General features: G+C 72.5%; 19 protein-coding genes. 11 read left to right on the forward strand and 8 right to left on the reverse strand.

Features of this window, described 5'->3' with window-relative positions; all coding sequences use genetic code 11:
• The first annotated feature begins 31 nt into the window (after nt 1-31).
• The gene (locus HNR20_RS22025; RefSeq protein ID WP_184182908.1) at nt 32-1,303 is read left to right on the forward strand and encodes an outer membrane protein assembly factor BamB family protein; all 1,272 of its coding nucleotides are present in this window, start codon (nt 32-34) and stop codon (nt 1,301-1,303) included.
• Nucleotides 1,300-2,586, forward strand: coding sequence for an outer membrane protein assembly factor BamB family protein (locus HNR20_RS22030; RefSeq protein WP_184182911.1), 1,287 nt, complete (start codon nt 1,300-1,302; stop codon nt 2,584-2,586). The genes HNR20_RS22025 and HNR20_RS22030 overlap by 4 nt, the downstream gene beginning before the upstream one ends.
• Here HNR20_RS22030 and HNR20_RS22035 read toward each other — a convergent pair whose 3' ends face one another.
• Nucleotides 2,587-3,738, reverse strand: coding sequence for a C39 family peptidase (locus HNR20_RS22035; protein ID WP_184182914.1), 1,152 nt, complete (start codon nt 3,736-3,738; stop codon nt 2,587-2,589).
• Nucleotides 3,739-3,881: 143 nt separating this feature from the next.
• Here HNR20_RS22035 and HNR20_RS22040 point away from each other — a divergent pair, with 143 nt between their 5' ends.
• Genes HNR20_RS22040 through HNR20_RS22055 form a run of 4 tightly spaced genes read left to right on the forward strand, consistent with a single transcriptional unit; the run spans nt 3,882 to nt 6,649 of the window.
• Nucleotides 3,882-4,550, forward strand: a complete 669-nt coding sequence (locus HNR20_RS22040) for a response regulator transcription factor (RefSeq protein ID WP_184182917.1) — start codon at nt 3,882-3,884, stop codon at nt 4,548-4,550.
• Between the two features lie 55 nt (nt 4,551-4,605).
• Nucleotides 4,606-5,781, forward strand: coding sequence for a sensor histidine kinase (locus tag HNR20_RS22045; RefSeq protein ID WP_184182920.1), 1,176 nt, complete (start codon nt 4,606-4,608; stop codon nt 5,779-5,781).
• 44 nt (nt 5,782-5,825) lie between these two features.
• Entirely contained in the window at nt 5,826-6,233 is a 408-nt protein-coding gene (locus tag HNR20_RS22050) for a VOC family protein (RefSeq protein ID WP_184182923.1), read from the forward strand.
• Nucleotides 6,230-6,649, forward strand: a complete 420-nt coding sequence (locus tag HNR20_RS22055) for a VOC family protein (protein ID WP_184182926.1) — start codon at nt 6,230-6,232, stop codon at nt 6,647-6,649. The genes HNR20_RS22050 and HNR20_RS22055 overlap by 4 nt, the downstream gene beginning before the upstream one ends.
• Nucleotides 6,650-6,714: 65 nt before the next feature.
• On the opposite strand, the gene HNR20_RS22060 is transcribed toward HNR20_RS22055, so the two are convergent.
• From HNR20_RS22060 to HNR20_RS22075, 4 genes are all read right to left on the reverse strand, one after another.
• The gene (locus tag HNR20_RS22060; RefSeq protein ID WP_184182929.1) at nt 6,715-7,521 is read right to left on the reverse strand and encodes a hypothetical protein; all 807 of its coding nucleotides are present in this window, start codon (nt 7,519-7,521) and stop codon (nt 6,715-6,717) included.
• Between the two features lie 168 nt (nt 7,522-7,689).
• On the reverse strand, nt 7,690-9,759 hold the full coding sequence (locus tag HNR20_RS22065) for a 3-hydroxyacyl-CoA dehydrogenase NAD-binding domain-containing protein (protein WP_184182932.1): 2,070 nt from the start codon (nt 9,757-9,759) through the stop codon (nt 7,690-7,692).
• The gene (locus HNR20_RS22070; protein WP_184182935.1) at nt 9,756-10,952 is read right to left on the reverse strand and encodes a thiolase family protein; all 1,197 of its coding nucleotides are present in this window, start codon (nt 10,950-10,952) and stop codon (nt 9,756-9,758) included. The genes HNR20_RS22065 and HNR20_RS22070 overlap by 4 nt, the downstream gene beginning before the upstream one ends.
• Before the next feature lie 242 nt (nt 10,953-11,194).
• Nucleotides 11,195-12,523 (reverse strand): ribonuclease D, encoded by a 1,329-nt coding sequence (locus HNR20_RS22075; protein WP_184182938.1) that lies wholly within the window; start codon nt 12,521-12,523, stop codon nt 11,195-11,197.
• A 203-nt stretch (nt 12,524-12,726) separates the two neighbouring features.
• Between HNR20_RS22075 and HNR20_RS22080 the strand changes: the two genes are divergently transcribed.
• Nucleotides 12,727-13,908, forward strand: coding sequence for a trypsin-like peptidase domain-containing protein (locus HNR20_RS22080; RefSeq protein ID WP_184182941.1), 1,182 nt, complete (start codon nt 12,727-12,729; stop codon nt 13,906-13,908).
• A 51-nt stretch (nt 13,909-13,959) separates the two neighbouring features.
• Nucleotides 13,960-14,724 (forward strand): hypothetical protein, encoded by a 765-nt coding sequence (locus tag HNR20_RS22085; protein WP_184182944.1) that lies wholly within the window; start codon nt 13,960-13,962, stop codon nt 14,722-14,724.
• Between the two features lie 132 nt (nt 14,725-14,856).
• On the opposite strand, the gene HNR20_RS22090 is transcribed toward HNR20_RS22085, so the two are convergent.
• Complete coding sequence (locus HNR20_RS22090; RefSeq protein WP_184182946.1) at nt 14,857-15,429, reverse strand: DUF3000 domain-containing protein; 573 nt, start codon at nt 15,427-15,429, stop codon at nt 14,857-14,859.
• Between the two features lie 230 nt (nt 15,430-15,659).
• Here HNR20_RS22090 and hemE point away from each other — a divergent pair, with 230 nt between their 5' ends.
• From hemE to hemQ, 3 genes are read left to right on the forward strand one after another with little or no spacing between them, the layout of a single operon-like run.
• Nucleotides 15,660-16,757, forward strand: coding sequence for a uroporphyrinogen decarboxylase (gene hemE, locus HNR20_RS22095; protein WP_184182947.1), 1,098 nt, complete (start codon nt 15,660-15,662; stop codon nt 16,755-16,757).
• A 6-nt stretch (nt 16,758-16,763) separates the two neighbouring features.
• Entirely contained in the window at nt 16,764-18,173 is a 1,410-nt protein-coding gene (gene hemG / locus HNR20_RS22100) for a protoporphyrinogen oxidase (protein WP_184182948.1), read from the forward strand.
• Entirely contained in the window at nt 18,170-18,871 is a 702-nt protein-coding gene (gene hemQ, locus HNR20_RS22105; protein ID WP_184182949.1) for a hydrogen peroxide-dependent heme synthase, read from the forward strand. Before hemG ends, hemQ begins: the two co-directional genes overlap by 4 nt.
• 6 nt (nt 18,872-18,877) lie before the next feature.
• Here the strand turns inward: hemQ and HNR20_RS22110 are convergent, their stop codons facing one another.
• A complete protein-coding gene (locus tag HNR20_RS22110) occupies nt 18,878-19,366 on the reverse strand; it encodes a GNAT family N-acetyltransferase (RefSeq protein WP_184182952.1) in 489 nt (162 codons plus the stop codon).
• A gap of 92 nt (nt 19,367-19,458) precedes the next feature.
• Nucleotides 19,459-20,583: a lytic polysaccharide monooxygenase auxiliary activity family 9 protein gene (locus HNR20_RS22115; protein ID WP_184182955.1), complete on the reverse strand. Its 1,125-nt coding sequence runs from the start codon at nt 20,581-20,583 to the stop codon at nt 19,459-19,461.
• Nucleotides 20,584-20,695: the final 112 nt, after the last annotated feature.

Consider the following 20,695-nt stretch of genomic DNA (forward strand, 5'->3'; position numbering starts at 1 on the left):
GGCCAGCCGCACGGTGACGGAAGGACGGTCGTTGTCGATCATCGAGCTGGGCGAGATCCGGGACGAGCCGACAGCCGTGCCGCCGGTCCGCCGGCCGCGCGCCGCCGGCCGCCCACTGCGCAGCTCCGCCGTGCTGCTGCTCGCCCTGGTGGTGCTGGCCGGTGCGACACCGCCGCCAGAACGGACAGTGATCGTGGTGCCTGCAGCGCGTGCGGCCACGGTGTACCTCGCCGCGGACAGTGTCTTCGTGGTCGACCCGCCGACACCCAATGAGGATCGGCACCTGACCGCGTACGCCCAGCCGTCACCGAGCGACGCCGGTATGCGGCGGCGGTGGCAGGCGTCGCTGCCCCGCCACGGTGACTACCTGAACGTCCTGGTCCAGCAGGGGCTGGTGCTGGTGATGGGAGTCGACGCCGCGGGGGTGTTCCAGACCACCGCATTCGATGCCGAGACGGGCCAACAGCGCTGGCAGCATCCCGGCGCTCCGCAACCGATCGTCGACGGTGGTCTGCTGCTGTCGGATTCCCGGGGAGACGGGTCGGGCGCGATCAGCCGGGTCGAGGCCGAGACCGGCCGGTTGCTCTGGTCGGTGCCCGTCCCGTCGCCCGGGGAGAGCACCTACCACGGAGCATACGGTCGGGTCGACCAGTTCCTGCTCGTGCAGCCGACCGGCGAGGTGCAGGTGTACGACGCCACCAGCGGCCAACTGTTGCGCAGCGTCGACACGCTGCCCGGCGACCGGTCGGCGTTCCAGCGGGTGCAGGTCGTCGACGACCTGTTGCTGCTCGTCCCACCCGGCGCTACCCGTCTGGTGGGCTACGGGCTGCCCGGGCTGAATCCGCTCTGGACGACCGAGGTGCCGTTGGTGTCGTACACGATCCGCTGCGGCGACCTGCTCTGCGTGGTGCCGCAGAACGGCGGCCTCCAGGTCCTCGATCCGGCCACCGGCCTGCTGCGCTGGTCCGACCCGACGGACCTGCTGGCCGACGTCCGGGGCGACCGGCTGTTGGTGGCCGGGACGGGAGCGGGATACGCGGTGCGGGACGCGGCGACCGGGCAGCCACGGATCGAGTTGGGCAACTGGGCCCTGATCCCGGTGCTCGGGCGCGACGATCCGCTGCTCGGGGTGCGGCAGACGGCCGACGGTCGGGTGGTCGTCGCCAAACTGGACCTGGTAGCCGGCCGAGCGCAGGTCATCGACGTGTTGCCGGGCCTCGCCAGCAATTGCCAGGCGTCCCTGCCAGTCCTGCTCTGCCAGCGCCTCGACGGCTCGCCCGCGCTGTGGCGGTTGCGACCGTGACCGGCCCCATCATCGACCTCGGCGAGCTGCGGCACGGGCAGGAAGCGGACCCACTGCCCCGCCCACCTCGCGCCAACGGCCGGCTGTCGAGGTGCGCGCTGGTCCTGCTGCTCGTGCTGGCCACCGTCGCCTCTGCCGGACTGCCGTCCCGGCGGCCCATGGTGACGCTGCCGGCACAGATCGCCTCCGAGACGCTGCTCACCGACGACCTGTTCGTGGTCCTCGACCCGAACCCCGCTCAGCCGACACAGCGGCGCTTGAACGCCTTCCGGCTGCCCGGCGGCGAGCCGGTCTGGCAGACCGCCGTGCCGGTGGAGGGCCGGGCCTGGGGGATCACGTCGGTGGCCGGGACGCTGCTGGTCACGGTCTACGAGAGGGCCGTGCCCGGTGAGGGCGTCCTGTCCGTTGCCTTCGATCGGGAGACCGGGGCGTACCGGTGGCAGCAGCCGGGTAGCCCCGTCAAGCTGGCCGACGGCAACCTGTTGCTGCAGTCCGGCGGCGAGGACGAGCCGGTCAGCCTGCGCGCGGTCGATCCCTGCTGCGGCACCGTGCGCTGGCAGCTACCCGGTGCGGCGGCCTACGCCAGCCTCCGGGACACCGGCCACGGGGTGGACCGGGTGGTCCTCAACCAGGCGGACGGGTCGATCGAGGTACATGACGCGAGCACCGGCGCCGTGCTGGCCCGCGCCGACCTGGGCGCACCCGTCGGCGGGACGCCCGGGTTCGTGCAGGTGATCAACGACCTCCTGCTGATCATCCGCGAGTCGCCGACCACGATCACCGCGTACGGGCTGGACCAGCTGGACCTGCGCTGGAGCAGCACAACCGGTCGGGTCGACTTCGTACAGGACTGCGGTCCCGTCCTGTGTTCGCAGACCCGCTCCGCCGGGCTGCGGGCGATCGATCCCGCGACCGGCCAGGAGCGCTGGCGCAGCGAACGCTGGGCGTGGCTCTTCCCGTACGACGGACGGCTGGTGGCCACCCTGCTGAACAGCACCGGCACCGCTGTGCAGCAACTCGTCGTGCTCGATCCGATGACCGGCCGCGAGCTGGCCGAACTGGGTCGGTGGGAGCTGGCCCAGTTCGCCCTCGGCGGCCCGCTGGTCGGCGTGCGCGAGCATCCGGACGGTGGGCTGCTCGTCGCGGAGTTGGACGTCCGCGCCGGAGAGGCTCGCCTCACCGACGTGCTGCCGGACGGCGCTCGGAACTGTCAGGCGACCGCCGCCATCCTGCTCTGCCAGCGCGTGGACGGCTCATACCGGCTGTTCGGGCCGCCCGACTGATTACCAGTTGGCCTGGGTGGGCGGCGGTGGCAGCGGCACCGACGCGGGTCGCAGCACGTACGCCACGCCGCCGCTGCCACGCTGCCAGACCGCCTCGAACCGCTGCCGGGGCACGGTCCGGCGGACCGCGTCGTCGTCCGGGGCGTACGGGTCGTTGAGCACCGGGTCGCCGTCGGCGGTGAAACCGACAAGCACCATCAGGTGGCCGCCGGTGTCGTACGCGAGCCCCGGCACCTCGTCGGCCCGGAACGCGGCGGAGACGATCAGGGGGATGCCGGCCGCGATGAACGCCTCGGCCTCGACAAGTGACCGTAGCCGGGTGACGAACGCGTCCACGCCGTGCAGACCGGCGTACGCGGTGTTGAACGGCCAGTTGCCGGCCCCGGCGTACGCGTGGTCGTAGCAGTGCCGGGCGGCGTGCACCACCACCGGACGTGGGCCGGACGGTTCCACCCAGGCGTAGCGCTCCGGTGCCGGCGCGGCACCCCAGTAGGCGAGCACCATCGAGGTGCAGGTCGGGCTGCACCAGGAGTCGCCGCCGCCACCCCACTGCGGGTACTGGCCGGCATGCAGGCGCTGCGAGTACCGGGGCACGTCCAGCACCCGTGCGCGGGCGTCGGCCGAGTCGGGCTCCTGCTCGTACCCCTGGTCGGTTGGGGTGGCGCCGGTGGCGACCGCGCCGAGGCTGCGCAACACCGGGCCGGTCGGGCTGCCGGCCGGCCGGAACAGGGTCACCCGCGCCTGCCACCCGGTGACCGTCGCGCCGGTCATGATCAGGGTGTCGGTGTCGACCCGGGCGTCGCCGTCGCGTTGCCCGGGCACCGAGGTGCGTCGTACCGCGTGGTCGCCGGCCGCCCAGCGGGCCAGCAGATACCAGTCGGTGCTGGCTGCGTCGTCGTGCCAGCCGCGCAGCTCGACCTCGATCCAGCAGTCGTCCGGGGTGTCGGCGGTCCACGACGGCACCACCTCGGCGACCGGGAAACCGACAGGTACCGGCGGCGCCGTCCAGGTCCCGCGCCCCTCGGCAGCGTCGAGGGTCAGCCCTCGATCGGTGGCGAGCAGGCTGTCGGCGCTGCCGGCCGTCGTGTCCGCCGGCAGGTGGAAGCCCTGGTAGGCGATGTCCCGCCGGATGGGTGGTGCCGCGATGGTCATGCCAGGTCCGTCCGTCGCTCGGTGCCGCCGCACAGCATCGCGTACGCCGCGAAGGTCCGCAACGCCGACCGGCGCGGGCGGCGAGGGACGATGGTTGCCAGCTGGCACTAGGTTGTCGGTGGTCAGCAGCGAGGAGGCCGGGGATGCGGGTACTGGTGGTGGAGGACGAGCGCAACCTCGCCGACGCGATCGCGCGCGGGTTGCGCAAGCGGGGGATGGCGGTCGACGTGGCGTACGACGGCGACGCCGGCCACGAGGCGGCGTTCGTCACCCGCTACGACGTGGTGGTGCTGGACCGCGACCTGCCGGGCGTGCACGGTGACCAGATCTGCGCCGACCTGGCCGCCTCCGGCGCGTTGACCCGGGTGCTGATGCTCACCGCGAGCGGCACGGTGGCCGACCGGGTGGAGGGGTTGCAGCTCGGTGCGGACGACTACCTGCCCAAACCGTTCGCCTTCGATGAGCTGGTAGCCCGGGTGCAGGCGCTGGGCCGACGGGCCACCCCGGCCGCGCCGCCGGTGCTCGAACTGGCCGACCTGGTGCTCGACCCGGCCCGCCGGGTGGCCACCCGCGCCGGGATGCCGGTCGACCTGACCAACAAGGAGTTCGGGGTGCTCAGCGAACTGCTCAAGGCGCGTGGCGCGGTGGTTTCCAGTGAGGAGCTGCTGGAACGGGTCTGGGACGCGAACACCGACCCGTTCACCACCATCGTCCGGGTCACCGTGATGACCCTGCGCAAGAAGCTCGGCGACCCACCGCTGATCGAGACGGTGGTGGGCGCGGGCTACCGCACGGCCGAGGTGGGGCTGTGAGCGCGAGGAGTGAGCCGGGTTTGCGAGCCCCGCAGTCGCGAACCGAGGGCGCCCGGTGAGCCGCAGGGTGCGGCCCACCCTGCGGTTGCGGCTGACTCTGCTCAACGGTGTGCTGCTGGTCGGTGCGGGGGCGATCCTCGTGCTGCTGGCCTGGCTGCTGGTCCGTGACGCGCTGCGGCCCACCGACGAACTGCTGCCCGGCACGGTCGTGCTGCTCTCCGACGGCCGACGGATGGACGCCGCCGACTGGCAGCGGCAACTGGTCGACGCCGCGTCGGGGGAGCTGTTGGCCAAGGGCCTGGTCGCGCTGTTGGCGATCAGTGTGGTCGGGGTGGCCGGCGCGTACGCGGTGGCCGGTCGGGCGCTGCGCCCACTGCACCAGGTCACCGCGACCGCGCAACGGCTCGGCGAGGCGACCCTGGACCAGCGGATCGGCTACTCGGGCGCCGACGACGAGGTGGCCGAGCTGGCCAAGACGTTCGACGCCATGCTGGACCGGATCGCGTCCGCGTTCGAGGCGCAGAAGCGCTTCGTGGCGAACGCCTCGCACGAGCTGCGTACCCCGCTCGCCGTCATGCGGACCGAGATCGACGTGACGCTCAGCGACGACGACGCGGACGCCGCCGAGTACCGACGGATGGCGACGGTGGTCCGGGACGCGTCCGAGCGGGCCAACGGCCTGGTGGACGCTCTGCTGGTGCTGGCCCGCAGCGAGGCGCAGGCGGGGCGGCAGTTGGGCCGGCGCACCGAGTGTGACCTCGCGGCCGGCACCGCGAACGCGCTGTCGGCGATGCGCCGCGAGGTGGAGCGGATCGGCCTGCGGGTGCAGACGTCGCTGGAGTCCGCGCCCGTCGTCGGTGACCCGGGGCTGCTCGACCGGCTGGCCGGCAACCTCATCGAGAACGCGGTCCGCTACAACCACCTGCACGGCCGGCTCTGGGTGCGTACCGGCACCGACGGCGACCGGTCCTGGCTGGTGGTGGGCAACACCGGGTTCGAGGTGGACCAGGCCGACGTGCCAGGGCTGTTCGAGCCGTTCCGGCGCGGCGGCCGGGAACGCACCGGCGCCCGCGGCTCCGGCCTGGGACTGTCCATCGTCCGGGCGGTCTGCACGGCGCACGGCGGCACGGTGCGGGTGGTCGCGCAGCCCGGCGGTGGCCTGGAGGTGACGGTCACGCTGCCGTCGGCGGACGCTCCGGCGGTGAACGGTACGGTGCCCATCCCCAGCTGAACGGGGTTGCGTGCGGCGCTCCGCCGCTGGATGATCACGCGGCTATGAATCCCAGGATCCGCAACATCAGTTTCGACTGCCACGACACGTACGCCCTGGCGGGCTTCTGGTCCGCGGTGCTCGGCTACGCCCGGCACGACGAGGACGCCCCCGGTGATCCGGAGGCGGCCCTGCTGCCGCCGGACGAGACCCTGCCGAACCTGTTCTTCCAGGAGGTGCCGGAAGAGAAGGTGACCAAGAACCGGCTCCACATCTGCCTGGAACCCGTCGGTCGGACCATGGGCGAGGAGATCGAGCGGGTGCTCGGCCTCGGGGCCACCCTGGTCGCCGACCGACGGCACGCCGACGGTACGGGCTGGGCGGTGCTCGCCGACCCGGAGGGGAACGAGTTCTGCGTGCTCCGCAGCGCTGCGGAACGTGTCCACACGACCACTGTGGAGGACCAGCTGTGAGTTCGACGATCCACAACATCAGCATCGACTGTCACGACGCGTACGCCCTGGCCGGCTTCTGGTCGCAGGTCTTCGACTGCCCTCGGCAGCCGGACGACTTCCCCGGTGACCCGGAGGCGATGCTCCTGCCGCCCGGCGGCCCGGAGGTGCTGTTCATCGTCGTGCCCGAGGGCAAGGCGGTGAAGAACCGGCTGCACCTCGACGTGCAACCCGCCGACCGGACCCGGGCTGAGGAGGTCGAGCGGCTGCTCGGCATCGGCGCGACGTTCGTCGCCGATCACGTCGGCCCAACCGGCGGGGGTTGGGTGCTGCTTGCCGACCCGGAGGGCAACGAGTTCTGCGTGCTCGGCAACAAGGCCGAGCGGGCGGCGGCAGCGGCGGCGCGGGCCGCGGCGGGAGTTGCCGAGCCGGCCTGACAACCGGTGCACGGCACGAGGCCCCGGTCACCCGAGGGGTGGCCGGGGCCTCGGTCGCGTACGACTCAGGAGCGCTGCTCGACCTGGCCCCGGATCGTGGCGAACTCGGCCTTCACCTGCTCGGCGGTCTTGAAGTAGATCACCACCATGCCCAGGCTGCCCCGGTCGGACCAGACGCAGATGCCCAGTGGTACGTCCCCGGCGGCCTTGCCGTCGCCGCAGCGCGCGTCACCGCCGAGCGGGCCGGCCTCGACCACCGCCATGTTGGTCACGCTCAGCTCGGTGGAGAGCCCGGTCACGGCGTCTTCCAGTTCCTTCTTCGGGTCCGTCATCAGGCCGGACACGGCGGCGATCATGACCAGATCCTGCTTGGTCGGGTCACCGTAGAAGGCACCGATCGTGCTGGTCTCGTTCTGCACCTCAGACTTCATCTGGGTGACCAGATCGTCGGCGGCCGCCTGCAACTGCGGGTCGGTGAGCTTCGGCCGGCCGGCGAGGGTCTCCGGCGCGACCACCCGGGTCTTGGTGGCGTCGACGACGTCGCCCACGTCGTCCTTGACCGCGAACCAGGTGATCGCCACGCCGCCGAGGCAGAGCACCAACACGACCGCCAGAACGATCAGCACGATCTTGCCGACGTTCGACTTCTTCGCCGGCGGCGGGCCGCCAGGCAGGTACGGCTGACCCGGCTGTGCGGGCGGGAACCCCTGCTGCTGCGGCGGCGGCCAACCACCGGGCTGCTGCGGCTGGCCCGGCTGGCCGGGCTGCTGCGGCTGGCCCGGCTGCGGCGGCTGACCCGGCTGGCCGGGCTGCTGCGGCGGGATGGAGGAATCGTGCGGCGGGCCGTAGGGGGTGGCCGGCGGCTGAGACATCAGTCAGCTCCAAGTTGGGGGTGCAAACGCGTGATCCTAACCCGGGGCGGCTACCGGTGTTGTCCCTGCTGAAGTCCCCTTCGCGGGCCGGCTGATCACAAACGGTCGCGGTGGCCGGCCGTCCACGAGGGACGGTCCGACCACCGCGACGGTGGTGCTGCGATCTCCTCAGGCGGGCAGGCTCGCCGCCCCGCGCGGCAGGAACCGCTGACCGGTGACCCGCTCGGAGGTGCCGGTCCGGTCCAGGTACGGCGTGACGCCGCCCAGGTGGAACGGCCAACCGGCGCCGAGGATCATGCACAGGTCGATGTCCTGCGCCTCGGCGACCACACCCTCGTCCAGCATCAGCCGGATCTCCTGCGCGAGCGCGTCGAGAGCGTTCTGGCGTACCTGCTCGGCGGTCAGCGGCTGGTCACCGACGACGAGCAGCTTGGCGACCTCCTCGTCGATCTGGTCGTCGACCACGAGCGGCCGACCGGAGTCGGCGATCCGCTTGAGGTTCTCGCTGACGCCGAACCGGTCCGGGTACGCCGCGTGCAGGGTGCCGCCCACGTGGTACGCGACAGCCGGGCCGACCAGTTGGAGCAGGGCCAGCGGCCGCATCGGCAGGCCCAGCGGGTCCAGTGCGCTGTTCGCCACGTCCAGCGGGGTGCCCTGGTCGACAGCGGCGAAGACGGTGCTCAGGAAGCGGGTGAGCAGCCGGTTCACCACGAACGCCGGGGCGTCCTTGACCAGCACCGACGACTTCTTGAGCTGCTTGCCGACCGCGAACGCGGTGGCCAGGGTGGCGTCGTCGGTCCGCTCGCCCCGGACGATCTCCAGCAGCGGCAGCACCGCCACCGGGTTGAAGAAGTGGAAGCCGACCACCCGCTCCGGGTGCTCCAGCTCGGCGGCCATCTCGGTGATCGACAGCGAACTGGTGTTGGTGGCGAGCACCGCCTCCGGAGAGACGATCTTCTCCAACTCGGCCCAGACCTGCTTCTTGACGCCCAGGTCCTCGAAGACCGCCTCGATGACGAAGTCGGCGTCCGCGAAGGCGCTCTTGTCGACCGTGCCCGAGACCAGGCCGTACAGCTTGGCGGCGGTGCCCTTGTCCATCCGGCCCTTGGTGACGGCCTTCTCGATCTGGGTGTGCACGTAGCCGACGCCCTTGTCCACCCGGGACTGGTCCAGGTCGCTCATCACGACCGGCACCTGGAGGCGGCGGGCGAACAGCAGCGCCAACTGGCTGGCCATCAGGCCGGCGCCGACGATGCCCACCTTGGTGATCGTGCGGGCCAGACCCTTGTCCGGTGCGCCCGCCGGCCGCTTGGCCCGCCGCTGCACCAGGTCGAAGGCGTACAGGCCGCTGCGCAGCTCCTCGGAGAAGACCAGGTCCGCGAGGGCCTCGTCCTCCGCGGCGGTGCCGGCGGCGAAGTCGCCGTCCTTCGCCGTCTCCAGCAGGTCCAGGGCCTTGTACGCGGCCGGGACCGCGCCGTGCAGCCGCTGGTCGAGGGTCTGTCGGGCGAAGTAGAGCACGCCCGCCCACATGTCCTTGTCGACCTCCGGTCGGGTCACGGTGACCTGACCACGCACGACGTCGGCGGCCCACTCCAGGGATCGCTCCAGGAAGTCGGCCGGCTCCAGCAGCACGTCCGCGATGCCCAGCTCGGCGGCCTGCTTCGGCTTGAGCATCTTGTTCTGCATCAGCGGGTTCTGGATGATCACCTGAGTGGCGGCGGGGATGCCGATCAGGTTCGGCAGCAACTGGGTGCCACCCCAGCCGGGCACCAGGCCGAGAGAGACCTCGGGCAGGGCCAGGGCCGCCGCGCCACCGGAGAGCGTCCGGTAGTGGCAGTGCAGCGCCAACTCCAGGCCGCCGCCCATCGCCGCGCCGTTGACGAACGCGAAGGTGGGGACCGTGCTGTCCTTGAGCCGGGCAAAGACCCGGTGCCCGAGTCGGCCGATCTCCAGCGCCTGCGCGCGGTCGGCAAGCTGCGGCAGGCCGACGATGTCCGCGCCCACACAGAAGATGTACGGCTTGCCGGTGACCGCGATGAACGCCGGGTCGGCGGCGAGGGCGGCGGTGATCGCCTCGTCCAGGCTGGCCAGCCCGCCCGGGCCGAAGGTGTTCGGCTTGGTGTGGTCGAAGCCGTTGTCCAGCGTGATCAGGGCGGCGGGTCGATCCAACCCCGGTACGTTCACCTGACGCAGCAGCGCCCGGGTGACGACCTCGTTCGGTGCGGCGAGCGCGCTCACTTGTTGCCCTCCGTCCAGTGCGGGTTCTCCCAGATGACCGTGCCGCCCATGCCGATGCCGATGCACATCGCCGTGAGGCCGTAACGGACCTCGGGGTGCTCGGCGAACTGACGGGCCAGCTGCGTCATCAGCCGTACGCCGGAGGAGGCCAGCGGGTGACCGATGGCGATCGCGCCGCCCCACGGGTTGACCCGCGCGTCGTCGTCGGCGATGCCGAAGTGGTCGAGGAAGGCCAGCACCTGTACGGCGAACGCCTCGTTCAGCTCGAACAGGCCGATGTCGTCGATGCTGAGCCCGGCCAGGCGCAGCGCCTTCTCCGTCGACGGGATCGGGCCGACGCCCATCACCTCCGGCTCGACACCGACGAACCCGAACGACACCAGCCGCATGGCGACCGGCAGGCCCAGCTCGCGGGCGGTGGCCTCGTCGGCGAGCAGGCTCGCGGTGGCACCGTCGTTCAGGCCTGCCGCATTGCCCGCGGTGACCTTGCCGTGTGGGCGGAACGGCGTCTTCAGGGTGGCGAGCTTCTCCAGCGAGGTGTCCCGTGGGGCCTCGTCCACCGTCGCCAGGCCCCAGCCGCCCTCCGCGTCACGGATGGACATCGGCACCAGGTCGTCCTGGAGCTTGCCGTTGGCGTACGCCTTCGCGGTCTTCTGCTGCGAGGCGAGCGCGAACGCGTCGGTGCGCGCCTTGGTGATGTGTGGGACCAGGTCGTGCAGGTTCTCCGCGGTGGCACCCATGACCAGCGCGGACGGGTCGACCAGCTTCTCCGCGATGATGCGCGGGTTGGGGTCGACACCCTCGCCCATCGGGTGGTGTCCCATGTGCTCGACGCCGCCGGCGATGGCGATGTCGTACGCGCCCATGGCGATGCCGCTGGCCACGGTGGTCACCGCGGTCATCGCGCCAGCGCACATCCGGTCGATGGCGAAGCCGGGAACGGTCTTGGGTAGACCGGCCAGCAGGGCGGCGGTACGGCCGATGGTGAGGCCCTGGTCGCCGATCTGGGTGGTGGCCGCGATGGCGACCTCCTCGACCCGCTCCGGAGGCAGCTGCGGGTTGCGCCGCAGCAGTTCCCGGATGCATCGGATCACCAGGTCGTCGGCGCGGGTGTTGGCGTACATGCCACCCGCCTTGCCGAACGGGGTACGGACGCCGTCGACGAAGACGACGTCGCGAACTTCACGGGGCACTTGAGCCTCCTATTCGACCGTGATTCGGCCTTCGCACCGGGCGGCACGCCGGACCGAACAAGGGTCGCCGACACGGGCACGTTTCCCTCGGATGCTACTCGCCAGTAACCAAGCCCGTCCCCACCCCCCGCTGTGGCCCACCCCACACCCGGCCCCGGTCGATCATGAAGTTGTTGTTGGAACACGCCGGCGTGTACGGCAATAACTTCATGATCAACAGCGGGAGGGGGTGGGTGGGTGGGTTAGGCGGTGGGGGTGTCGGGGGACAGGGCTGGGGTCAGGTCCGGGGTGAGGAGCGCGATCTGCCACTCGCGGGCGTTGAGGCCGCGCAGGGTCTCCGCGACCGTCTCCTCGGTGAGCTCCTCGGGCGGGGTCCAGGCCAACCGGCGAACCGAATCCGGTGTGATCAGGTTTTCCGGCGGCAGGTTGTGCTCACCGGCGATGCGGATGACCACCTCCCGGCTGCGAGCCAGTCGACCGGCCGCCACCGGGTCCCGTTCGGCCCAGCGGTGCGGCGGGGGCGGGCCCTCCACGGTCGGGGAGACCGGCAGCGAGTCCTCCGGCAGTTGCCGTGCGTCGTCGAGAGCGGCGAGCCAGGTGCGGGCCAACCGACGGACCGACCGACCGCCGAAACCGGGCAGGGTCAACAGGGTCTTCTCGTCCTTCGGGTCCAACTCGGCGGCGGCGATGATCGCCGAGTCGGGCAACACCCGACCGGGCGCGGCGTCCCGTCGGGCCGCGATCTGGTCCCGGGCGTACCACATCGAGCGCACACGGGCCTGGGCCCGCGCCCCACGAAGCCGGTGGATGCCGGAGGTACGCCGCCAGGGCTCCGCGCGGACCCGCGGCGGACGTGCCCCGGTGCGGACCAACGCGGCGAACTCCTCCGCGGCCCAGGCCGACTTTCCCTGCCGGGTCAGCTCGGCGTCGAGCGCGTCACGCAGATCGGTGAGCAGCTCCACGTCGAGAGCGGCGTACGTCAGCCACGACTCGGGCAGCGGTCGGCTCGACCAGTCGGCCGCCGAGTGGTGCTTCTCCAGGGTGAACCCGAGCAACTGCTCGGTCAGCGCGGCCAGCCCGACCCGCTCGAACCCGGCCAGCCGAGCGGCCAGTTCGGTGTCGAACAACCGACGCGGGCGCAGCCCCACCTCGGCCAGGCAGGGCAGATCCTGGCTGGCCGCGTGGAGCACCCACTCGGCCTCACCGATCACCGCGTCCAGCGCACTGAGGTCAGGCAGTGGCAGCGGATCGATCAGCGCTGTGCCCGCACCGGCCCGGCGCAGCTGCACCAGGTACGCGCGCTGGCTGTAGCGGTAGCCGGAGGCCCGCTCGGCGTCCAGGGCGACGGGGCCGGTGCCGGCCGCGAAGCGGGCCACGACCTCGGCGAACTCGGCTGGAGCAGCCACCGGATCGGGGGTGCCGTCACGCGGGGCGATCAGCGGAACGGGCCCACCGTCGGCCGGGTCGACCCTCTCGCCCGCCGGCTGCGGCTGGGCCGACGGCGGGTGCTGGGGTGCGTTTCCCGGGGGTTCTTCGGCGGGCCGACGGCGCAGGGGTGGTTCGTCGGTCACCTGCCAACCCTAGTGCGCGCGGTGATCCGGCGGGTGCAGCCGGTCCGGCGTGTGTCGATCAGGTGTCCGCAAGGTGTCCCGCCGGATGCCGGACATTGGGGGAGACAAAGCCCGTTCGCGCAGGTACGTTCCATCGAACCGTGACCCGCAACGCGTGACGCGTGACGGCTGCGGGGGCGACCACGGGGAGAGGCGCGGCGACCATGACGGCTGGCTTCGGTTCGGGGGACGGGCGACCGGCGGGTGCCGAGCCCGACGACGTGGGCGGCCCGACGGCGGGCCGGCCTGGGCCGCCGCCACCGCGTGCCGAGCCCTACCCGAGTGCCCCGCCGACCTGGTCCACGCCCCCGGCTGGCGGCGCTGTCCCGTCCCGGCCCGTTCCGGCACCCCGCGCCGACCGGCCCGTTCCGCCCAACACCGGCCAGTGGGGCACCCCGTCGGCCGGGCCGTACGGGCCGGCTGCTCCGGCGGCAGCCGCCAGCTACCCACCGGCCGCACCCAGCTTCCCGACGGCGGGCGGCTACCCGCCACCGGGCGGCGTCCAGCCCCTCGCCGCCGCTGGACACGCCGGTTGGCCAGGTGCGGCACCGCCGGCCGTCCGACCCACCCGCCGCCGCTGGCCGGCCGTTCTCGCCACGCTGGCCATCGTCGTGCTGGCCGCGGTGGCCGGGCTGCAGGCGTACCAGCTAGATCGTCTCGGCCAGCGGCTCGCCGACACGGACCGCCGGCTGGCGCAGGCCCAGGACGGCGACGGCGCCCGCCTCGACGGCCTGGACGAGCGCGCGGAGGCGTTGGAGAAGCAGGCGGGTGCCGCCTTCAATCCGGAGGCGGTGGCCAGCGCGGTGCTGCCCAGCGTGTTCCGGGTCCGGGCCGGTCAGTTCACCGGCACCGCGTTCGCGGTGGGCAAGCCGACGGCCGAGGGCGGGACAAACCTGTTCACCAACTTCCACGTCGTGGAGGCGGTCTGGGACAGCGGAGACCGCGAAGTCTTCCTGGAGCGCACCAGCCAGCGTTTCCCCGCCACGATCGTCAAGGTCGACAAGGCCAATGATGTGGCGCACCTGCGTACCAGCGGCAAGTTCACCGGCCTGGTCACCGCGCCCGCCGCGGCGAAGTCCGGCCAGCAGATCGTCGTCGTCGGCGCTCCGCTCGGCCTGGAGGACAGCGTCACCACCGGTGTGGTGAGCGCGTTGCGCCCCGCCCAGGGCGGGTCCGGGCCGGCGATCCAGTTCGACGCCCCGATCAACCCGGGCAACTCCGGCGGGCCGGTGATCAACGGCAGCAAGCAGGTGGTCGGCATCGCCACCGCCAAGGCACGCAACGCCGAGGGCATCGGGCTCGCCGTACCGATCAAGGTCGCCTGCGACGGGTTCAAGATCTGCTGACAATCCCACCGCGCCTGCCGACGCGGGACCTGCGCACCTCCAGGAGCGAAGATGACCCAACCACCGCCCGGGCCGGAGGGTCCGCTGCCGGCCTTCTCCCCGCCGCCCGACCCGGACCGGACAGTGCCGCAGCAGGCCGTTCCGCAGCAGGCCCCGCCGCCGTCTACCAGCGCCGACCCGACCGTGCCGCAGCCGTACGCCCCGGGCCAGGTCCCGCCGCAGTACGGTGCGCACCCGCCTGTGCCACCGCAGTACAGCGTGCCGCCGGGCTACCCGGCCAGCACCCCGCCGTACCCCGGTCCGGTCTCCGCGCCGCCGGTGCCCGGCCCCGGGTACGGGCAGCCGATGTCCGCGCCGCCCGCCATGGCGCCGGCGTACGGCCCGGCCGGTGCGCCGTCGACCGGGCGACGTCCTGCGGTGCTGGTGCTGGCCCTGGTGGTCGCGCTGCTCTTCGTCGTCAGCGCGGTGATGACCGGGCTGTTCGTGACGAAGAACAACGAGCTGAACCGCACCGAAAAGCGCCTTACCGGTCAGGTCAGCCAGCGCGACGACACCATCGCCGCCAGCACCGCCGAGATCACGAAGCTGAACACCGATCTGCAGGCCATGCAGCAGGAGCTCGACAACACCGAGCAGGACCTGACCGGCACCCGCAACGATCGCGACGAGCAGGCCCGGCAGAAGACGGTCATCGCGAGCTGCCTGGACAAGCTGACGACCGCGCTGGGAGCGGCGGCGGCTGGCAACAGGGGCGCGTACGACGCGGCGATGAAGGACCTCGACAAGGTCTGCAACGAGGCGGAGAACTACCTGTAAGCGACGCCCGTGCCGAAGCCTTCGTCGATCATGGACTTCTGGTGCCCCGCAAATGCCGCGCCGAGGGGCATCTCGCCCACCACAACTGCATGATCGACGCCGCTGCATCGGGGCGGCGCGTGGGTGGGTCGTTCAGGCTGCGCCGGCGGGGCGGCGGTCGGACAGGGCCGTGACCCCCGGTGGCGGCAGGCCGGCCGTGGAGGCGAGCAGTGCACACCAGCCGAGCAGGTGTGGGGTCAGCTCGTCGTCGACGGGCGTCCAGGAGGCGCGGATCTCGATGTCGCCGACGGTCGGCGGGCCGGCGAGGTCGCCGAACCGGGTCGACATGGTCTGCGTCACCGTCCCGCCGATCGCCCGGTGGCCAGCGCCCTGGGTGTCCAACGCGTCGGTCAGCCACGTCCAGCCGACCCCGGGCAGCAGCGGGTCGGCGGCCAGGTCGACCTCCAACTCGGCGGTCACGTAGGTGACCAACCGCAGGGTGCCCTGCCACGCCTCGTGGCCGACCGGGTCGTGCAGCAGGATCAGCCGGCCGGTGGCCACCTCGTCGCCGTCGCGCAGCACGGTCGCGGAGAGCGCGAACGTGAACGGGGCCAGCCGCTGGGGTGCGCCGACCTCCTCCAGAGTGATCTCCGGCCGGGGGGCCGCCGACCGCAGCCCGGCGACCGCGCGGGCGAACGTCTCCGGGAGCGCGATCGGGGGGGCCATGTCGGCAGCCTATGCCGCCGTCCGCCCCCCTGCTTCGACGGCGCGCCGAGACCGGACCGGACGGCCGTTCCCGTCCGCCGGGGCCCGGCCATCCGGGACGCCGGGGCGAGTCGATTGGGCCGACGTTCGGGCGTTGACAAGGGGTCCCTGCTCCACCGGAGACGTCGACCAGGTCTCCTTCCTTTCACCCCCGGCGGGGTGGGGGCGGTGGGCGTGGCACGATTGCGGCGATGACCACGGACACCACGGGCACTGCCGCCCGAGACGGAGAACCCCGCCCCGGCGGACCGGCCGACTCGCCCTTCATCCGGGCCTGCCGACGCCGGCCCGTCCCGCACACGCCGGTCTGGTTCATGCGCCAGGCCGGTCGCTCCCTGCCGGAATACCGGGAGATCCGGGCGAGCGTGCCGATGCTGGAGTCCTGCCGTCGCCCGGAGTTGGTCACCGAGATCACCCTCCAGCCGGTGCGCCGGCACGGAGTGGACGCGGCGATCCTGTTCAGCGACATCGTGGTGCCGGTCGCCGCGGCCGGGGTCGACCTGGACATCGTGCCGGGCACCGGCCCGGTGGTCGCCGAGCCGATCCGCACCGCCGCCGACGTCGAGCGGATCCGCCCGATCACCCGCGACGACGTCTCGTACGTGGATGAGGCCGTCCGGCAGTTGGTGGTCGAGCTGGGCGACACCCCGCTGATCGGTTTCGCCGGCGCGCCGTTCACCCTGGCCAGCTACCTGGTCGAGGGTGGGCCGTCGCGGACCCACGCGAAGACCAAGGCCCTGATGTACGGCGACGAGGCGCTGTGGCACGCGCTCTGCGGCCGGCTGGCCGAGGTGACGCTGGCCTTCCTGCGGGTGCAGATCGAGGCCGGCGTGTCCGCCGTGCAGCTGTTCGACTCGTGGGCGGGCGCGCTCTCCGAGGCCGACTACCGCCGTTACGTGCTGCCGCACTCGACCGCCGTGCTGAGCGGGCTGGTTAACGCCGGGGTGCCGCGGATCCACTTCGGGGTGGGCACCGCCGAGCTGCTCGGCGCGATGGGTGAGGCCGGCGCGGACGTGGTCGGTGTCGACTGGCGTACCCCGCTGGACGTGGCGACGCACCGGATCGGTTCGGGCAAGGCGGTGCAGGGCAACCTGGACCCGTGCGTGCTGCTCGCGCCGTGGCCGGTCGTGGAGGCCGAGGTGCGCCGCATTCTGGCCCAGGGCGCGGCGGCCCCCGGGCACGTGTTCAACCTCGGCCACGGCGTGCTGCCGGAAACCGACCCGGAGGTGTTGACCCGGGTGGTCGCGCTGGTGCACGAGCTTTCCAGCCGCCGGGTCGACCAGGGCTGACCGGCGATGCGGCAGCCCTGGCGGGTGGCGGTGGTCGGCGGCGGGATCGCCGGGTTGGCCGCCGCGGTCCGGTTGCGCGACCGCGCACCGGCCGGCACCGAGATCACGGTGTACGAGCAGTCCGGCGCGCTGGGCGGCAAGCTGCGCACCGGGGAGCTGGCTGGCCAGCCGGTGGAGCTCGGCGCCGAGTCGTTCCTGATGCGCGACCCGACGGGCGCCGAGAGCGCGGCGGTGGCGTTGGCCCGCAGGCTCGGGCTGGCCGACCGGATCGTGCACCCCACGGTCGGGCAGGCCGCGCTGGTCATCGACGGGGGGTTGCGCCCCATCCCGGGCGGCACCCTGGTGGGCGTACCCGGGGATCTGGACCGGGTGACCACGGTGGCCCGCCCGAGGACGGACGCCGACACCGACGGTGGTCGGCCGCTGGTCGGGCCGGACGCGGACGTGTCGGTGGGCGCGCTGGTCCGGTCCCGCTTCGGTGACGAGGTGGTCGAGCGGCTGGTCGACCCGATGCTGGGCGGCGTGTACGCGGGCCGTGCCGACGATCTCTCCCTGGTCACGACGATGCCGGCGCTGGCCCGCACGGCCCGGGTGGAGCACACCCTGACCGGCGCGGTTCGGGCGGCGCAGGCCGCCGCGCCGCGCGCACCCGGCGCCCCGGTCTTCGGCACCCTGGTCGGTGGGCTCAGCACCCTGGTCGAGGCGGCGGTGAAGGCCAGCGGCGCGACGGTACGACGGGACGCCGCCGTCCGTGAGTTGACCCCGACCGACACGGGTTGGCGGCTCACGGTCGGCCCCACGCGTGATCCGGAGCTGGTCGACGTGGACGCCGTGGTGCTGGCGGTGCCGGCGCGACCGGCGGCCCGGCTGCTCGCGGGTCCGGCCCCGGCGGCCGCGGCGAGCGTCGGGGAGCTGGACTACGCGAGCGTCGCGTTGGTCACCCTGGCGGTGCCGCAGCCGCAACTGCCCGAGTTGTCGGGCTTCCTGGTGCCCAGCACCGAAGGACTGCTGATCAAGGCCGCCACCTTCTTCACCACGAAGTGGGGGCACCTGCGCCGACCGGACGGGTTGGCGTTGGTGCGCGCGTCGGTGGGCCGCTACGGCGAGGAGGCGCACCTGCAGCGCCCCGACGCGGACCTGGCGACCACCGTGCATCGAGAGCTCTCGGCGGTGCTCGGCACCCCGCTGCCCGCCCCGGTCGACGGGCACGTGCAGCGGTGGGGCGGGGCGCTGCCCCAGTACGCCCCGGGGCACGCCGACCGGGTCGTCGCCGCGCGGACGGCGTTGCGGGCCGCGCACCGCACCCTGGTCCTCGCCGGCGCCGGTTACGACGGCGTCGGCATCCCGGTCTGCGTCCGCTCCGGCGAGACGGCGGCCGAAGAGATCATCACAGCACTGGGAGGATCGGCGAGATGACCGAGCAGACCAACGCGGCCCGTCTGCGGGAGCTGAACGACAGCATCCGCTACACGATGTGGTCGGTGTTCCGGGCCAGCGCCCCGCTGCCATCGTTGCGGGACAACGTCACCCACGAGGTCGACGCTCTCTTCGCCGAGTTGGCCGGCAAGGACGTGGTGGTTCGGGGCGTGTACGACGTCTCCGGTCTGCGTGCCGACGCGGACGTGATGATCTGGTGGCACTCCGCGTCCAGCGACGCTCTGCAGGACGCGTACCTGCGGTTCCGTCGCACCACGCTGGGGCGGGCGCTGACCCCGGTCTGGTCGCAGATGGCGCTGCACCGGCCGGCAGAGTTCAACAAGAGCCACATCCCGGCGTTCCTGGCCGGCGAGGAGGCCCGCCCCTACATCTGCGTCTACCCGTTCATCCGCTCCTACGAGTGGTACCTGCTGCCCGACGCCGAGCGGCGCGAGATGCTGGCCGAGCACGGGAAGATGGCCCGCGGCTACCCGGACGTACGGGCCAACACGGTCGCCTCGTTCGCGTTGGGTGACTACGAGTGGATGCTCGCGTTCGAGGCCGACGAGTTGCACCGCATCGTCGACCTGATGCGTGACCTGCGTGCCTCTGGCGCACGCCGGCACGTCCGCGAGGAGGTTCCCTTCTACACGGGCCGCCGGCGGTCGGTTGGCGAGATCGTCAACTGCCTGATCTGACCCGGTTCACAGCGGGCGGAGCATGACCTGTTCGCGGCTCACGCCGTCGGGCAGGAGATCGCCCAACTCGTCGGTCTGGGTGAAGCCGGTGCGACGGTAGAGGGCCTTCGCCCGCGCGTTGTTAGGCATGACGCTGAGGCGTAGCCGGTCGGCGCCGCTTTCGCGGGCCCAGCGCGCCACCGTGTCCACCAGGAGGTTGCTGACCTTCCGGCCGCGGGCGTCGGGGTGCACCCACATCGAGATCAGCTCCATCAGGAGTGGGTCCGCCGTGGGTACGCCGCTGGCCATCCCGACCGGACGTCCGTCCAGGACGGCCACCAGGTTGTGTGAGCCGGGGATGCTCAGCCGGTCGCGCCAGCGCTGCTCGCGGTCGCCCTCGCCCTGCCAGTCGGCGAGCCGGGACCCGAACGCCTCCGGCGCCTCGGCGAGGGCGGCCAGCCGCAACTCGCGCCAGGTCGGCCAGTCGTCGGGGGTGAGTACCCGCATCTCGATCATGCGGGGATGGTGCCCCGGGGTGGCGGGAGCGTGCCATCGAATTACCACCGGCCGGTGCCGCACCCCCGCCCGGGTGCGGCACCGGACGGGGGTCAACTGGTCGTCGTGCAGGAGACCAGCGGAACCGGGTTGCTGCCGTTCCACGAGCCGAGCAGACCGAACGTGGTGCTCGCTCCGGCGGCGAGGTTGCCGTTGTAGTTGACGTTGCGCGCGGTGACCAGCGTGCCGTTGGTGCTGACGGTGGCGTTCCACGACGAGGCGACCTGTTGGCCGTTGCCGTAGTTCCAGCTCACCGACCAGCCCCGGGTGGGCGAGCCGCCGGCGGTCACCTTCACTTCAGCCTGGAAGCCTCCGGCCCACTGGCCGGTGACCTGGTACGTCGCCGTGCACGCCCCGGCCGGCGGCAGGGTCGGCGGCGGGGTGGTCGGCGGTGCGGTGGTGGGCGGGGGCGTGGTGGGTGGCGGCGTGGTGGGCGGGGGAGTCGTCGGCGGTGCGGTGGTCGGTGGAGGGGTGCTCGTTCCGCCGAAGGTGACGTCGCTGCACAGGTAGTACGACTGGTCCAGGTGGCTGGCCTGCCAGACGGTGTAGACGATGTGCCTCCCGGTGCGTCCCGACGCGTTGACCGGGATCTGGATGGAGACGCCACCGGTGTCCTGATCCCACTGCGAGGCCGGGGTGTTGCCGATCTGGCCGGCCAGCTCCAGGTCGTCCCAACCGAGCGGCTCGGTGAGCGCGTTGAAGCCCTGCCTCGTCACGTACACCCGGATGTAGTCGGCGCCGTGACTGGCCTGGTCGAAGAAGCGGAGCCGGAAGTTGTTCGACACCGAGGTGGTCTTCCAGGCGCCGATGGTGTCCAGCGCGTTGTAGCGAGGGCTCTGGGTGCGCCCGCCGCTGCACAGCTGGCCGTTGGGGACGGCACCCTGGTGGTTGCCGGCCACCCCCTCGCGGAACAGGCCGTTCCAGTTCCACATGGCGGACGGGTCGGCCTGCCAGGCCTGCCAGCACATCGGGTCCTCGGTGGCCATCCGGGGGTTCTGGAAGTCGCTGCCCCAGCGTTGCCAGCAGCTGTAGTTGCGCGAGGCCGGGTCGACGACCGAGCCGTGCGCGGAGGCGGGCTGGACCAGCACCGTGATCAGCGCGGTGGCCAGCAGGAGCGTGGCGGCCGCCGCGACGGCGAGCGGCCGGAGCACGCGTGGGGATCGGGCGAGAGTGGACATGGAGCCCCCGGGGGGATGAGGTCGGACGACGACACCCGGACCGCCGGGAGTTGCCCACTCCCGGGCCTATTCGCTGGCTCCTGCGATGGCTCTACCCGGCACCATGCCAGGT

Origin of the sequence: Micromonospora parathelypteridis, assembly GCF_014201145.1 — a bacterium.
Lineage (GTDB): Bacteria > Actinomycetota > Actinomycetes > Mycobacteriales > Micromonosporaceae > Micromonospora > Micromonospora parathelypteridis.

Coding starts and splice junctions, on each gene's coding strand:
- HNR20_RS22035 (WP_184182914.1), bottom strand. CDS start 3,738: ATGACCATCGCGGCACCACCCATCCGGCGGGACATCGCCTACCAGGGC.
- HNR20_RS22040 (WP_184182917.1), top strand. CDS start 3,882: ATGCGGGTACTGGTGGTGGAGGACGAGCGCAACCTCGCCGACGCGATC.
- HNR20_RS22050 (WP_184182923.1), top strand. CDS start 5,826: ATGAATCCCAGGATCCGCAACATCAGTTTCGACTGCCACGACACGTAC.
- HNR20_RS22060 (WP_184182929.1), bottom strand. CDS start 7,521: ATGTCTCAGCCGCCGGCCACCCCCTACGGCCCGCCGCACGATTCCTCC.
- HNR20_RS22080 (WP_184182941.1), top strand. CDS start 12,727: ATGACGGCTGGCTTCGGTTCGGGGGACGGGCGACCGGCGGGTGCCGAG.
- HNR20_RS22085 (WP_184182944.1), top strand. CDS start 13,960: ATGACCCAACCACCGCCCGGGCCGGAGGGTCCGCTGCCGGCCTTCTCC.
- HNR20_RS22090 (WP_184182946.1), bottom strand. CDS start 15,429: ATGGCCCCCCCGATCGCGCTCCCGGAGACGTTCGCCCGCGCGGTCGCC.
- hemE (WP_184182947.1), top strand. CDS start 15,660: ATGACCACGGACACCACGGGCACTGCCGCCCGAGACGGAGAACCCCGC.
- hemG (WP_184182948.1), top strand. CDS start 16,764: ATGCGGCAGCCCTGGCGGGTGGCGGTGGTCGGCGGCGGGATCGCCGGG.
- hemQ (WP_184182949.1), top strand. CDS start 18,170: ATGACCGAGCAGACCAACGCGGCCCGTCTGCGGGAGCTGAACGACAGC.
- HNR20_RS22110 (WP_184182952.1), bottom strand. CDS start 19,366: ATGATCGAGATGCGGGTACTCACCCCCGACGACTGGCCGACCTGGCGC.
- HNR20_RS22115 (WP_184182955.1), bottom strand. CDS start 20,583: ATGTCCACTCTCGCCCGATCCCCACGCGTGCTCCGGCCGCTCGCCGTC.